This window comes from Enterobacter sp. BIDMC 30, assembly GCF_000534355.1.
Taxonomy (GTDB): domain Bacteria; phylum Pseudomonadota; class Gammaproteobacteria; order Enterobacterales; family Enterobacteriaceae; genus Enterobacter; species Enterobacter ludwigii.
The window spans coordinates 1,047,645-1,061,782 of record NZ_KI973169.1; the positions used below are offsets into that span (position 1 = coordinate 1,047,645).

The 14,138-nt window shown below is 56.5% G+C and carries 17 protein-coding genes; 10 read left to right on the plus strand and 7 right to left on the minus strand.

What is annotated here, in order from left to right; all coding sequences use genetic code 11:
- Positions 1-14 precede the first annotated feature (14 nt).
- The 7 genes from L466_RS17235 to citG are packed head-to-tail and all read left to right on the plus strand — an operon-like array spanning position 15 to position 5,953.
- Positions 15-878 carry a fumarylacetoacetate hydrolase family protein gene (locus L466_RS17235; protein ID WP_014171588.1) on the plus strand — a complete coding sequence of 288 codons (864 nt, stop codon included), beginning with the start codon at positions 15-17 and terminating at the stop codon, positions 876-878.
- A gap of 10 nt (positions 879-888) precedes the next feature.
- Positions 889-1,914: a [citrate (pro-3S)-lyase] ligase gene (gene citC, locus L466_RS17230; RefSeq protein ID WP_014171587.1), complete on the plus strand. Its 1,026-nt coding sequence runs from the start codon at positions 889-891 to the stop codon at positions 1,912-1,914.
- 16 nt (positions 1,915-1,930) lie between these two features.
- Entirely contained in the window at positions 1,931-2,224 is a 294-nt protein-coding gene (gene citD, locus L466_RS17225; protein WP_032680309.1) for a citrate lyase acyl carrier protein, read from the plus strand.
- Positions 2,221-3,096 (plus strand): citrate (pro-3S)-lyase subunit beta, encoded by an 876-nt coding sequence (gene citE, locus L466_RS17220; RefSeq protein ID WP_014171585.1) that lies wholly within the window; start codon positions 2,221-2,223, stop codon positions 3,094-3,096. The genes citD and citE overlap by 4 nt, the downstream gene beginning before the upstream one ends.
- Before the next feature lie 10 nt (positions 3,097-3,106).
- Positions 3,107-4,624: a citrate lyase subunit alpha gene (gene citF / locus L466_RS17215; RefSeq protein WP_032680311.1), complete on the plus strand. Its 1,518-nt coding sequence runs from the start codon at positions 3,107-3,109 to the stop codon at positions 4,622-4,624.
- A gap of 2 nt (positions 4,625-4,626) precedes the next feature.
- Positions 4,627-5,166, plus strand: coding sequence for a citrate lyase holo-[acyl-carrier protein] synthase (citX, locus tag L466_RS17210; protein WP_032680312.1), 540 nt, complete (start codon positions 4,627-4,629; stop codon positions 5,164-5,166).
- Positions 5,144-5,953, plus strand: coding sequence for a triphosphoribosyl-dephospho-CoA synthase CitG (citG, locus tag L466_RS17205; RefSeq protein ID WP_032680314.1), 810 nt, complete (start codon positions 5,144-5,146; stop codon positions 5,951-5,953). Before citX ends, citG begins: the two co-directional genes overlap by 23 nt.
- Positions 5,954-5,971: 18 nt before the next feature.
- Here the strand turns inward: citG and L466_RS17200 are convergent, their stop codons facing one another.
- The 4 genes from L466_RS17200 to mutY all read right to left on the minus strand — a co-directional run bounded on the left by L466_RS17200 (position 5,972) and on the right by mutY (position 9,958).
- Entirely contained in the window at positions 5,972-7,228 is a 1,257-nt protein-coding gene (locus L466_RS17200; RefSeq protein ID WP_020883685.1) for a nucleoside permease, read from the minus strand.
- A 245-nt stretch (positions 7,229-7,473) separates the two neighbouring features.
- Complete coding sequence (gene mltC / locus L466_RS17195) at positions 7,474-8,550, minus strand: membrane-bound lytic murein transglycosylase MltC (RefSeq protein WP_032680316.1); 1,077 nt, start codon at positions 8,548-8,550, stop codon at positions 7,474-7,476.
- A 56-nt stretch (positions 8,551-8,606) separates the two neighbouring features.
- Positions 8,607-8,879, minus strand: a complete 273-nt coding sequence (locus L466_RS17190) for an oxidative damage protection protein (RefSeq protein WP_013098674.1) — start codon at positions 8,877-8,879, stop codon at positions 8,607-8,609.
- Between the two features lie 26 nt (positions 8,880-8,905).
- Positions 8,906-9,958 carry an A/G-specific adenine glycosylase gene (gene mutY / locus L466_RS17185; protein ID WP_169809773.1) on the minus strand — a complete coding sequence of 351 codons (1,053 nt, stop codon included), beginning with the start codon at positions 9,956-9,958 and terminating at the stop codon, positions 8,906-8,908.
- Positions 9,959-10,102: 144 nt separating this feature from the next.
- Between mutY and trmB the strand changes: the two genes are divergently transcribed.
- Genes trmB through L466_RS17170 form a run of 3 tightly spaced genes read left to right on the plus strand, consistent with a single transcriptional unit; the run spans position 10,103 to position 11,921 of the window.
- Entirely contained in the window at positions 10,103-10,822 is a 720-nt protein-coding gene (trmB, locus tag L466_RS17180; RefSeq protein WP_020883687.1) for a tRNA (guanosine(46)-N7)-methyltransferase TrmB, read from the plus strand.
- Positions 10,822-11,148 carry a YggL family protein gene (locus L466_RS17175; RefSeq protein WP_020883688.1) on the plus strand — a complete coding sequence of 109 codons (327 nt, stop codon included), beginning with the start codon at positions 10,822-10,824 and terminating at the stop codon, positions 11,146-11,148. Before trmB ends, L466_RS17175 begins: the two co-directional genes overlap by 1 nt.
- A gap of 56 nt (positions 11,149-11,204) precedes the next feature.
- Complete coding sequence (locus L466_RS17170; protein WP_020883689.1) at positions 11,205-11,921, plus strand: YggN family protein; 717 nt, start codon at positions 11,205-11,207, stop codon at positions 11,919-11,921.
- A gap of 61 nt (positions 11,922-11,982) precedes the next feature.
- Here L466_RS17170 and L466_RS17165 read toward each other — a convergent pair whose 3' ends face one another.
- The 3 genes from L466_RS17165 to L466_RS17155 form a co-directional block, all read right to left on the minus strand.
- Positions 11,983-12,345 (minus strand): DUF559 domain-containing protein, encoded by a 363-nt coding sequence (locus L466_RS17165; RefSeq protein WP_032678948.1) that lies wholly within the window; start codon positions 12,343-12,345, stop codon positions 11,983-11,985.
- Positions 12,346-12,408: 63 nt separating this feature from the next.
- Complete coding sequence (gene hemW, locus L466_RS17160) at positions 12,409-13,551, minus strand: radical SAM family heme chaperone HemW (protein WP_014171573.1); 1,143 nt, start codon at positions 13,549-13,551, stop codon at positions 12,409-12,411.
- A complete protein-coding gene (locus tag L466_RS17155; RefSeq protein ID WP_032680319.1) occupies positions 13,544-14,137 on the minus strand; it encodes an XTP/dITP diphosphatase in 594 nt (197 codons plus the stop codon). Before L466_RS17155 ends, hemW begins: the two co-directional genes overlap by 8 nt.
- Position 14,138 lies beyond the last annotated feature (1 nt).

Consider the following 14,138-nt stretch of genomic DNA (forward strand, 5'->3'; position numbering starts at 1 on the left):
TTCAGGAAAGAACAATGAAACTCGCAAGCTTTTTATACCAGGGAACACGCAGCTACGGCATCGTTCAGGCCGAAGGTGTGATTGATTTAGGTCGCCGTCTCGGCGACCGCTACAGCGACCTCAAAGCGCTGCTGCAGGGCAACGGGCTGGCTGAGGCCACCCGTTATCTCAACGACGCCGTGGATGTCCCTCTGAATGCCATCACCTTCTTACCGGTGATTGAGCAGCCGGAAAAAATCCTCTGCGTGGGCATGAACTACGCCGACAAACGCAAAGAGTTTGACCAGCACAACCCGGCGCCGACGCTGTTTGTCCGCTTCCCGGATTCGCAGACCGGCCACAACGAACCGGTGCTGAAGCCGCGTCACTCCAGTGAATTCGACTACGAAGGAGAGCTGGCGGTCATCATCGGCAAAGCCGGAGAGAACATCAGCCGTGATGAGGCGCTGCGCCATGTGGCAGGTTACAGCTGCTATATGGACGGCTCCGCCCGCGACTGGCAGCACACCTGGTTTACGGCAGGCAAGAACTGGCGTCAGACCGGAGCGTTTGGCCCGTGGATGGCGACAGCTGATGAGATCCCGGACCCGCACCAGCTGGCGATCCGCACCTGGCTTAACGGCCGTATGGTGCAGGAAGACAACACCAGCAGCATGATCCACAAGGTCGCGGAGCTTATCGAATACATCAGCACCTTTACCCGCCTCAGCCCGGGCGATGTGATCATCACCGGCTCCCCTGGCGGCGTGGGCAAAAAGCGCAACCCGCCGCTGTTCATGAAAGAGGGCGATCGCATTGAGGTGGAGATCGAGCATATCGGTCATCTGAGCAATGTGATCATGGAAGCGCCCGCCACCGGGCTTGCGGCAGCACACTGAGTAAAACGGCATGAACAGTCAACCCACTATCGATTTTCGCCACACCCTTGTGGCGAAACACCCGGAACGCTTAAGCCAGATCCGTTACCTGCTGGCAGACAGCGGCCTTGGCCTGGACAACGACATCACGCTGTTTGTCGAAGCCTGGTCCGGCACGCAGCTGGTGGGTTGTGCCGGGCTTGCCGCTAACGTCATCAAGTGCGTGGCGGTAAACGAGCAGCTTCGTGGGGAGAACCTCAGCGCACGGTTGCTGGCAGAGGTGGAAAACGCGGCGCTGGAGCGCGGCCATTTTCACCTCTTCCTCTGCACCCGTCCGTGCAACAAGGAGCGCTTTGGCCGCAGCGGTTTCTGGCCGATTGCCCAGAGCGGGAACAACGCGGTGCTGATGGAGAACACCCCGCAGGGGATCCAGCGCTACTGCCGCGCGCTCAAGTGTCAGCGCAAGGCCGGGAAGAAGATTGGCGCGATCGTGATGAATGCGAATCCGTTTACCCTCGGCCACCGGCATCTGGTCGAGCAGGCCGCGGGGCAGTGCGATGCGCTGCATCTGTTTGTGGTGCGCGAGGATGCCTCGTTCTTCCCGTTCAGCGCCCGGCTAGAGATGGTACGGGCGGGCGTGGCGCATCTGCCGAACGTGATTGTGCATGAAGGATCGCAGTACATCATCTCCCGCGCCACGTTCCCGGCCTACTTCCTGAAAGAGACCGGCAAAGTACAGCAGGCGTGGAGCGAAATCGATGTGCTGATCTTCCGGGACTTCATCGCCCCGGCGCTGGGTATTACGCATCGCTTTATCGGTTCGGAGCCGTTTTGCGATATCACCCGTCAATACAACCAGACGCTGCACGACCTGCTGGCCTCGCAGATTGACGTGGTGGAAATGCCGCGCATCAAGGTCACCGGCAACGCTATTTCCGCGTCGGAAGTCCGCCGCTTGCTTAAGACACAGCAGTTTTCCCGGATCCGGGAGATTGTCCCGGACTCCACCTTCGCGCACCTCGAAACGCATTACCGTGCGAGTGCGGAAGTCGCATAACTATCAGGAATTTATCATGAAAATTGTAAGGGAGGCGCTGGCCGGTACGCAGGAGTCCAGCGACCTGATGGTAAAAATTGCCCCCGCTCAGGGTGAGCTGGAAATTATCATCCACAGTGAAGTGATTAAGCAGTTTGGCGAACATATTCGCCAGGTCGTTAACGACACATTGCGCGCCATGAACGTGCACCAGGGATTAATTATTGTTGAAGACAAAGGGGCGCTGGACTGTGTGATCCGCGCCCGCCTGCAAAGCGCGCTCCTGCGCGCGGCCGATGAGCCGACACTCAACTGGGAAGCGCTGAAATGAGCAAACTCCGCCGCAGTATGCTGTTCCTGCCGGGCGCAAACGCCGCCATGCTCTCTACGGCATTTATCTACCGCCCGGACTCCATCATGTTTGACCTTGAAGACGCCGTCGCCCTGCGCGAGAAGGATACCGCGCGCATGCTGGTGTTTCATGCCCTGCAGCACCCGATGTATCAGGATATCGAAACCGTGGTGCGCATTAACCCGCTGAGCACGCCGTTTGGCTTGCTGGATCTGGAAGCCGCCGTGCGGGCAGGGGTGGACGTGATTCGATTGCCGAAAACCGACACCCCAGAGGATATCGATGAGCTGGAAGGGCATCTGGCGCGTATCGAGCGTGAATGCGGGCGCGAGCCGGGCTCGACCCGCGTCATGGCGGCTATTGAATCGGCGATTGGAGTGATTAACGCCGTGGCCATTGCCCGCAGTTCTCCGCGCTTAATTGGGATCGCGCTGGCCGCCTTTGACTATGTGATGGACATGCAGACGGAACGCGGGGATGGCACTGAGCTATTTTATGCCCGCTGTGCCGTGCTGCACGCCGCCCGCGCCGCGGGTATCGACGCTTTCGACGTGGTGTGGTCGGACGTTAACGATGAAGCTGGCTTCCTGCGCGAGGTCGATTTGATCCGCAAGATGGGCTTTAACGGTAAATCGCTGATTAACCCACGTCAGATTGACCTGTTACATAACGCCTATGCCCCAACCCAGCAGGAAGTGGATCACGCGAAACGGGTGATTGAAGCGGCAGAAGAGGGGGAGCGTAACGGCCTGGGCGTCGTGTCGCTCAACGGCAAAATGGTCGATGCCCCTATTATTAACCACGCGCAGATGGTGCTGGAACGCGCGGCGGCCTCCGGCGTGCGTCGTTAAGGATTACACAATGAATCAGACAGAACTTCTCCATGTGAATTTCCCCCATCTGCGGGACTTAAAACCGTTTGAGGCCGCCCACAGCGCAACGCCATGGCTGAACAGCCCTGACGAAAAACACACCCGTAAGCTCTGTGCTTCGGTCGAAGAGGCGGTGTTACGCAGCGGGTTACAGGACGGGATGACCGTCTCCTTCCACCATGCGTTTCGCGAAGGCGACCGGGTGATCAATACCGTCGTGGCGCTGCTTGCGCGTATGGGCTTTAAAAACCTGACGCTGGCTTCCAGCTCGCTGATGACCTGTAACGACGCGCTGATCGAACACATCGAAAGCGGTGTTATCACCCGGATTTATACCTCCGGTATGCGGGGCAAGCTGGCGGACGCTATCTCACACGGGTTGATGGCCGAGCCGGTACAAATTCACTCCCACGGCGGGCGCGTGAAGCTGTTGCAGGACGGTGAGCTGAATATCGACGTGGCGTTTCTTGGCGTGCCGTGCAGCGATGAATTTGGCAACGCCAACGGCACGCACGGGAAATCGTGCTGCGGCTCGCTTGGCTATGCAATGGTGGATGCGCATTTCGCCCGTAAGGTGGTGCTGCTGACCGAAGCGCTGGTGCCGTTCCCGAATATGCCCGCCAGCCTGGTGCAGGATCAGGTGGATTACATTGTGCAGGTGGAGAGCGTGGGTGACCCGGCGAAAATCAGCGTCGGTGCGGCTCGCGTGACCAGTAATCCGCGTGAGCTGATGATTGCCCGCTACGCGGCGGATGTGATTGAACATTCAGGCTATTTCAAACCCGGTTTTTCCATGCAGACCGGCTCCGGTGCGGCGGCTACCGCCTGTACCCGCTTTATGGAGGAGAAAATGGAGCGCAGCGGCGTGAAGGCGCGCTTCGCGCTCGGGGGCATTACCGGCAGCCTGGTGGATCTGCACGAGAAAGGCCTGATCGAAAAGCTGCTTGATACCCAGTGTTTCGACGGCCAGGCCGCGGCCTCGCTGGCACGAAATCCGAATCATGTGGAGATCTCCACCAACGTTTATGCCAACCCCGGCAGCAAGGCAGCAAGCTGCGACCAGCTTGATGTGGTGATCCTCAGCGCCCTGGAAATTGACGTCGATTTTAACGTCAATGTTATTACCGGCTCTGACGGCGTAATGCGTGGGGCATCCGGCGGACATTGTGATGTGGCCGCGGCGGCGAACCTGACCATCGTGGTCGCCCCCCTGCTGCGTAGCCGTATTCCAACCGTCGTGAAGCGGGTGACCACCCGGCTGACGCCCGGGGAGAGCATCGACGTGCTGGTTACCGATCACGGCATCGCGGTTAACCCGGCACGCCCGGAAATCCGCGAACGACTGCTTGCCGCAGGCCTCAACGTTGTCGATATCAACGCGCTTTTCGAGCGGGCGATATCACTGACCGGTGTACCAAAACCCATTGAGTTTACCGACAAAATCGTTGGTGTGATCCGCTACCGCGACGGCAGCGTCATCGACACCGTTCGACAGGTGAAGGAGTAATGATGACTGTAGCGACACCCGTGCGGGCGGGTGTCAGCCTGGAGGAGCTGCTGGCGGCGAAAGAGCGCCGTGCAGCACGCCAGACTGACTGGCTCACGCACTATCAACAACCGGTGATTTCTCTCACGCTCGTCACCCCCGGGGAGATCAAAGACAGCCTGCGCTATCGCAATACGATGGGCGTGGCATTGCAGATGTGCGACCAGCTGCTGTGGGAAAACCGCTGGCAGGTGCTGGACCGCCAGGTGCTGTGGCTGCCCACCGGGCCAGAAGCAATCTGGTGCGTGGCGCATCCGGCGGCGGAAATCAAAGCGCACTGTACGGATCTGGAGCAGACTCACCCGCTCGGCAGGCTGTGGGATTTGGATGTGATCTGCCCGGCACAGGGGCATGTGGGGCGCCAGTCTTTAGGGGCACACCTCCGGCGCTGTCTGGTATGTGATGAGCCTGCCCACGCCTGTTCCCGTTCGCGTAAGCATCCTGTAGAGCAGGTGGTGGCTCGCGTGGAGAAGATGATCGATGACTGGTTTGCTCGCGACTAACCCGCAGCCATGCGATGTGCCAGGGCTCGCCGAAGAGGCGTTATGGCAGGAGCTGGCGTTGACGCCCAAGCCGGGTCTGGTGGATAAGCTCAACAACGGTGCACACCGCGATATGGACCATGCGCTGTTTGCCCGCAGTATTGCAGCCATCACCCCGTGGTTTGCGCGCTTTGCAGAGCTGGGTCATACCCATGCGGATAAACCCGCGGCAGAACAAATACGGATCATTCGCCCGGTGGGCATTGCCTGTGAACAGGCAATGTACGCTGCAACGTGCGGGGTGAACACGCATAAAGGCGGCATTTTTGCCCTCGGTTTGCTGTGCTTTGCCGCCGGACGTGTGAAACACGCCACGGCTGAGAGCCTCTGTAGTGAGGTGAGTCACCTCTGTCGCGGGCTGGTGGCGCGTGAGCTGGCAGCGCGCAGTGGACAGGCGACGGCAGGGGAGCGGCAGTTTCAGCGGTATGGGTTAACCGGCGCGCGGGGCGAAGCGGAAAGCGGTTTTGCTACGGTGCGTGCAGTGCTGGCGCAATGGAACGGGCACGCGCTGCATGACCTGCTGCTGCGCCTGATGGCGATAAATCAGGACAGTAACCTGGTGTCGCGCGGCGGTATGGAAGGGCTGCGTTATGTGCAGGGGTATGCGCGGGCATTACTGACGCGTGGCTGGGATCGTGATGCATTAATACAGATGGACAATGCGCTCATTGAACGGAATTTAAGCCCGGGCGGCAGTGCGGATTTATTGTCGGTAGGATGGGTGCTGGCGAAATTACCCCTCTCCTGAAAGGAGAGGGGATCATCATTAATGCGCGATAGGCTGCGCAGCGTGCGGTTCGCGTACGTGCTTGTACTTGAACAGTGCGATAAACGCGAAGAACAGTACCAATGAGTACGCGGCGAAGATAAGCCACACGGGCTGCCAGTTGGTGATGCCGTTAGTGGTGTACATCTCAACCACTTTACCGCTCACCACACCGCCCAGAATACAGCCGAAGCCGTTGGTCATCATCAGGAACATACCCTGAGCACTGGCGCGAATTTCAGGTTTCACCTCTTTTTCCACAAACACCGAACCAGAGATGTTGAAGAAGTCGAAGGCGCAGCCGTAAACAATCATCGACAGAACCAGCAGCACGGTACCGAACGGGCTTGGGTCGCCGTAGGCAAACAGACCGAAGCGCAACATCCATGCAGCGATACTGATCAGCATGACGTTCTTGATGCCGTAGCGGCTCAGGAAGAACGGGATGGTCAGGATGAACAGCGTCTCAGAGATCTGAGAGATGGACATCATCACTGACGCATGTTCAACGATAAAGCTGCCAGAGAACAGCGGGTTATTGTCGAAGCTGTGCAGGAAGGTGTTGCCGAACATGTTGGTGATCTGCAGTTCCGCACCCAGCAGCATGGAGAAGATAAAGAAGATCGCCATGCGTTTGTTTTTAAACAGCGCAAAGGCGTCCAGACCGAGCATGGTGCTCCAGCTCTGGTTTTTCTGCTGGTTAGACACCGGAATATGCGGCAGGGTCAGGGTAAACAGCGCCAGCACCACGGAGAGTGCCGCCCCGATGTAGAGCTGCATATGGCTCAGTTCGAAGCCTGCGAAGCTCACGCCCCACATTGCCATGATAAAGCCGATGGTGCCCCAGATACGGATTGGCGGGAAATCGGTGACGATTTCCATACCGGCAGATTTCAGGCGGTAGTAGGAGATGGTGTTGATCAGGCCAAGCGTTGGCATGTAGGCCAGCGAGTTAAACAGGATCACCATGAACATCGCCCCCGGCGTGGTGACCTGGGCTGCCATAAACAGCGTCCCCGCACCCACCAGATGGCAAAGCATGTACAGCCATTTCGCACTTAACCATTTATCCGCCACGATACCCAGCAGCGTTGGCATAAAGACAGCCGCAATGCCGAGCGAGCTGTAGACGGCACCGATAGACGCACCATCGAACTTGAGCGTCACAAACATATAGGAGCCGAGTGTAGTCAGCCAGCTACCCCACAGGCAGAACTGCAGAAACGACAATATTTTAAGCTGCAGCTTAAGGTTCATGTTACTTTCCTCACAAGTGAGCGGGAGATATGTTGTTATAGGAACATTCAGGGTTGTTATTTGATGCAATTCTATCAGCAGGCGAGGTTATGTTTTGTTACCTCCCGCAAAAAAATGCAATCCACATTAATTTGCAGTTTGGATTGTGATGCAAATAACATTTTCGTATGGGTGGGAGCGGGGAAGGTGCGGTCTGATGCCCTCACCCTGGCCCTCTCCCACAGGAAGAGGGCAGGGTAAAGGGTTTAGCGTCGACGGTAGTTTTTTTGCGCCGTGTTCACTTTATACAGATAACGACGCGATTCCGCAGACGGGTGTCGGGTGGTGAGCGTGGAATAGACATCCCCCGGCGCCATACTGTTGATGATATTCGCCGCCTGCACTTTGTCACTCGAGAAGACGCGCAGGACGCTGCCCGCTCCGCCGTTATACGCGGTGATCACCGCATAGCGACGTGATGTCGGGTTATCAATCCCGCCCAGGTAGACATTGTTGAGCATCGCCAGGTAGGCGGTACCGGTATCAATGTTGCTTTGCGGCTCGAACAGATAACTGCGGCTCGGCGTACCGGATTTACCCTGAGCGCGGAAGACGTCTTTACCTGCGCTGTGCTGCACGACCTGCATCAGTCCCAGTGCGTCGGAACGGCTTACCGCGTACGGGTTAAACGACGATTCGGTCTGCATGATCGCCAGGATCAGCGACTCATCCACGCCGTACTTACGCGAGGCCTGACGCACCATGCCAATGTACTTATGCGCACGTTTGTCGAGGTGGTTCGGCACGAGGTTAATGGTGACGCTGTAGATGATCTTCAGGCCGTTAGAGCGGCTTTTCAGGCGCGTCTGCAGCAGATAATCGGCGAATTTTGTGGCACGCCCTTCCCAGCGGATGGCCTGTCCGGTCTGATCGACAACCTGGCCGTACAGGAACGGTTCTTTGGAGATGGTGATGTCATCGGCGTCGGAGTAGAGATCGATTGAGCCTGGATCGTCACCCATCAGCAAGGTTTTCACGATCGCCTGACGTAACCGTGCGGCAGGTTCGGTGCCTGCGATGGTTTCAACCGTGATAGTCCCCTCATCAAAGTTGATGTGGCTACGGGTCTGATAGGCGTCGGTGTACTTAACGTAGTCCTTAGGTCCGGCAATAAGAACTTCGTTAAATCCCCATATATTTTCGATGTTATGGGCAAACTGCCCCATCAAAATGTCAAAACCGTTGGTGTCCTTTATCCAGGCTTCGTTGTAATCATCGCCTTTTTTGGAAGAACAAGAGACAAGCAACGGCGCAACAAGGGCTAGCGCTAAAAATTTTTTCATCATTCCGGGAGTGCGTGTTGTGTTTGCTTGTACGGCGGAGTTGCCCCCGCACGCTGTTATTTTTCCGGCGGCGTATAGCCTTCGATGTGGACGTCTTTGCCTTCGAACAGGAAGTTCACCATCTCCTGTTCAAGCAGTTTGCGGTGCTCCGGGTTCATCATGCTGAGTTTCTTCTCGTTGATCAGCATGGTCTGTTTTTTCTGCCACTGTCCCCAGGCTTCTTTGGAAATTTCGTTATAGATGCGCTTACCCAGTTCGCCCGGATAAAGCTGGAAATCTTGGCCTTCAGCGTCACGCTGCAGGAAAGTACAAAAAATAGTTCTGGCCATACTCATTCCTCTGTTGGTGGCTGATGCTAAACCATTGCACCGGCACGTAATTGCTGTAACAGGCGCTCCACGGGAGCCGCCAGCCCGACTGATGGCGGTTGCGCTAAGTTATACCAGAGAGCCGTTCCTTCATCCATGCAGGCGGTGATTGAGGACACGGGAAGCCACATCGGTACAATATCCAGATGGAAATGGCTAAAGGTATGACGAAACGCGGTCAGCTGCGTCAGGTTATCGGCAGCGATGCCGCGCTGTTTAAGCCATTCCCGTAACAATTCTTCATCTTCAAACTGTGGGAAGCAGTATAGACCACCCCACAGGCCGCTCGGCGGCCGCTGCGCCAGAAAGACGCCATCGCCATGCTGCATCAACAGCATGTAGCCGGTGCGCTCTGGCAGCGTCTGCTTTGGCTTTTTGCCCGGATACTGCGCCCATGCGTGGTTCGCATAAGCCACGCAGAGATTATTGACCGGGCAAAGTTCGCATTTCGGTTTTGATCGCGTGCAGACCATGGCCCCCAGGTCCATCATCGCCTGGTTAAAGCGCTCCACGCCTTTTGCCGGGGTAACCGCTTCGCTGATCTCCCACAGCCGTTTTTCGACCTCTTTTTTTCCCGGCCAGCCGTCAACGGCATAGCATCGTGCGAGGACGCGCTTCACGTTGCCGTCGAGGATCGGGAAATGTTTACCTAAAGACAGGGAGAGGATTGCGCCAGCGGTTGAACGTCCGACGCCGGGCAAATCAGCCACTTCATCGAAGGTTTCCGGAAATGTGCCGTGGTGTCGGGTCGCCACCTGCTGCGCGGCTTTATGCAAATTGCGCGCACGGGCGTAGTAACCGAGACCGGTCCACAGGTGCAGCACCTCGTCTAATGGCGCATTGGCCAGGTCGGTCACCGTTGGGAAACGTGCCATAAAGCGCTCGAAGTAAGGAATCACCGTGGCGACCTGCGTTTGTTGCAACATCACTTCGGAGAGCCATACTTTGTAAGGCGTTTTTTCAATTTGCCAGGGCAGGGTTTTACGCCCGTATTTGTCGTACCAGTCCAGCACCTGGGCTGAAAATTGAGAGGCTTGCATGGTCATCGATTCGCATAATCAGGGACGCCGATTGCAGCACAGCGTCAATCTGCTGTAAACCGGATCTTTCCCATGCTTGCATAGAAGCCTTAACTTTGGATAATGCCCGTTTCCCGAACATTCTCACAAGCAGACAACTCTTTTATGAAAAACGACGTCATTTCACCGGAATTTGATGAAAACGGTCGCCCGCTGCGCCGTATTCGCAGCTTTGTCCGCCGTCAGGGTCGCCTGACCAAAGGGCAGCAACATGCGCTGGACAACTACTGGCCGGTGATGGGCGTTGAGTTCAGCGAGCAGCCTCTGGACTTTACCGAGCTGTTTGGTCGCGACGCGCCGGTAACACTGGAGATTGGCTTCGGTATGGGGTCTTCACTGGTTACCATGGCCCACGCGCGCCCGGAGCAAAATTTCCTCGGTATTGAGGTGCACTCGCCAGGCGTAGGCGCATGTCTGGCAACGGCTCATGAAGAGGGCGTTGAGAACCTGCGCGTTATGTGTCACGACGCGGTTGAAGTGCTGCACAAAATGATTCCTGACAATTCTTTGACGATGGTTCAGCTCTTTTTCCCTGACCCGTGGCACAAAGCACGGCATAATAAACGCCGTATCGTTCAGGCGCCGTTTGCTGAGCTGGTAAAAAGTAAGCTGAAACTGGGCGGTGTCTTCCATATGGCGACCGACTGGGAACCTTATGCGGAACATATGCTGGAAGTCATGTCGTCTCTGGACGGGTATAAAAACCAGTCTGCAAGCAACGACTATGTACCGCGTCCGGATTCACGTCCGGTGACAAAATTTGAACAGCGTGGCCATCGTCTTGGTCACGGCGTATGGGACTTAATGTTCGAGAGGGTGAAATAATGGCAAAGAATCGTAGCCGTCGTCTGCGTAAAAAAATGCACATCGAAGAATTCCAGGAAGTGGGCTTCTCCGTTGCGTGGCGTTTCCCGGAAGGCACCAGCGTAGACCAGATCGATCAGGACGTAGATGCGTTCATTAATGAAGTGATCGAGCCAAACAAGCTGGCCTTTGATGGTAGCGGTTACCTGGCATGGGAGGGTCTGATCTGCACCCAGGAAGTCGGTAAATGCACCGAAGAACATCAGGCGCTTGTGCGCAAATGGCTTGAAGACCACAAACTGGAAGATGTCCGCGTCAGCGAACTTTTTGACGTTTGGTGGGACTAATTAAGCAGTAAGGGGCCAGCATTAGCTGGCCCATTTTGTCTGAGGGAGTGTTTAAGATGCGCAAAACGTTGCTGGCTGTTGCCTTAATGGCAACCGGATTCACCGCTCATGCGGAGTATAAATGTAGCGTCACCCCGCGTGATGACGTGGTGTTAAGCCCGCAAACCGTGCAGGTCAAAGGCGAGAACGGTCATCTGGTGATTACGCCGGACGGGAACGTCACATTTAACGGTAAACAGTACAACCTGACCCCCGCTCAGCGTGAGCAGGCGAAAGACTACCAGGCCGATTTGCGTACCGCGCTGCCGTGGATTGATGAAGGTGCCCTGACGCGCGTAGAGAAGAGCCGCGTCGCGCTGGATAAGATCATCACCAAAGAGGTGGGTGAGAGCAGTAACATGCGCACCCGCCTGACGAAGCTCGACAAACAGCTGAAAGAGCAGATGAACCGCATTATTGAGCATCGCTCCGACGGCCTGACGTTCCATTACAAGGCAATCGATCAGGTTCGTGCCGACGGTCAGCAGCTGGTGAACCAGGCAATGGGTGGCATCCTGCAGGACAGCATTAACGAGATGGGGGCTAAAGCGGTGCTGAAAGGCGGCGGTAACCCACTGCAGGGCGTGCTCGGTAGCCTGGGTGGGCTGCAGACCTCGATTCAGAACGAGTGGAAGAACCAGGAAGACGATTTCCAGCAGTTCGGCAAAGACGTCTGTAAACGCGTGGTGTCGCTGGAAGATAGCCGTAAGGCGCTCGTGGGAACGCTGAAGTAATTTCCCCTCACCCTAACCCTCTCCCCAAAGGGGCGAGGGGATGGTTTGCTCCCTTTCCCTTTTAGAGAGAGGGCCGGGGTGAGGGTTGCAGCATTTGCAGTGTTTCAAGGATCTTTTCTAACACCGCTTCTTCGTTATTACAGAGTTCGTTGTTCCAAAATCGAATGACATACCAGCCTTTCTCGTTAAGCCAGCACGTTCTTTGACGATCGTATTCCTGCTTTTCATCAAGTTGCCCGCCATCCAGTTCAATAGCCAGATGAGCCGCACAGCAGGTGAAATGCAGAATGTAGTGATCTACAGGATGTGGTCGACGAAATTTATAATTTTCGAAGCGGCGGCTGCGCAGTAGATACCAAAGCCGTCTTTCTTCTTTTGTCAGCTCCCGTCTGAGCTGTTTTGCATCAGTACGAGTAATATCCATCCCCACACTCTGCCAGCCTTTCCCTCAGCCGGCAGAATGGGGTGCAAAATCCTGAATCAGCCTTCAGGAATCTTCTGCGAGGAACAACTCAAGCAGGGAGTTTAAAAACAGTTTGCCGTGCTCGGTGATCTGCCAGTAATCCTCACACTCGGTGAGATATCCCTGCGCCAGCGCCTCGTCAATCTGCGGACGAATCGTGGCTTCCGGCAATCCAGTATAACGCGCAAACTCCGCACGTGGTGCGGGTTCCAGCAAGCGGAAGCGGTTCATAAAGAACTCAAACGGTTTATCCGCCGCCTCAACATCATGCTGACGTTCAAGGTAGCGGCCTTCCATGTAACCACGCGGATGACGCGTTTTGGCGGTACGCAGGATGCGCCCGTCAGGGAAGGTCACTTTACCGTGTGCGCCACAGCCAATCCCCAGATAATCACCAAAGCGCCAGTAGTTCAGGTTGTGCTGACACTGGTAACCCGGCTTCGCGTATGCGGAGGTTTCGTATTGCTGATACCCTGCCGCGGTCAAAAGCTGATGACCTTGCTCAAAGATATCCCACAGGGCGTCATCATCCGGCAGCACCGGCGGACGGGAACCAAACAGCGTGTTTGGCTCAATAGTCAGCTGATACCATGAGAGATGCGGTGGGTTAAGCGCGATCGCCTGACGCAGATCGTCCAGCGCTTCCTCCAGCGACTGGTCCGGCAGACCGTGCATCAAATCCAGGTTAAAGCTGCGCAGGCCTAAGCCAGTGGCCAGGTTTGCCGCGCGCTTTGCCTCTTCCGGGCCGTGAATGCGTCCCAGACGTTTCAGCTTCGGCTCGCTAAAGCTCTGGACACCGATCGAGATGCGGTTTACGCCTGCACGTTGATAATCGACAAAACGGTCGGCTTCAACGGTGCCGGGGTTGGCTTCCATTGTTATTTCAGCATCCGCGGCCAGGTTCAGGCGCGCACGCACGCCGTCCAGCAGCGTTTGCATCGCCGGGCCAGAAAGCAGGCTCGGCGTACCGCCACCAATGAAAATGGTCTTAACTTCACGTCCCTGTGCGTAAGGTACATCGGCATCCAGGTCGGCCAGCAGATGCGCAACATAGTCATCATGCGGCACTTCACCTTTCAGCGCGTGCGAGTTGAAATCGCAGTACGGGCATTTCTGCACGCACCACGGGATGTGAATATAAAGACTCAGAGGCGGCAAATTAGCCATTACGCAGTGCTTCCAGTAACAGTTTCAGGGCGCGTCCACGGTGGGAAATCGCGCTTTTCTCTTCGCGGGACAGTTCCGCAGCGGTTTTGCCCTCAGACGGGACAAAGAAAACCGGGTCGTAGCCAAAGCCACCACTGCCTGCCGCTTCACGGGTAATCACACCCGGCCAGCTGCCGTGGCAGACGACTGGTGTAGGGTCTTCGGCATGACGCAGATAGACCAGTACGCAGTGGAACTGAGCCTGGCGTTTATCATCTGGCACGTCTTTCAGCGCGACAAGCAGCTTTTCCAGATTCTGCTGGTCGGTGGCATCGATACCTGAATAGCGTGCGGAGTAGATACCCGGCTCACCGCCAAGGGCATCTACCGCCAGACCGGAGTCGTCGGCAATCGCGGGCAAACCGGCAATCTGTGCGGCATGGCGCGCTTTCAGGATCGCGTTTTCGATAAACGTCAGCCCTGTCTCTTCGGCGGAATCCACACCCAGTTCGGTCTGTGCAACGACATCCAGTCCAAAATCATTTAATAGCGAGGCCAGCTCGCGCACTTTACCGGCGTTACCGGTAGCGAGAACAACTTTCTGCATG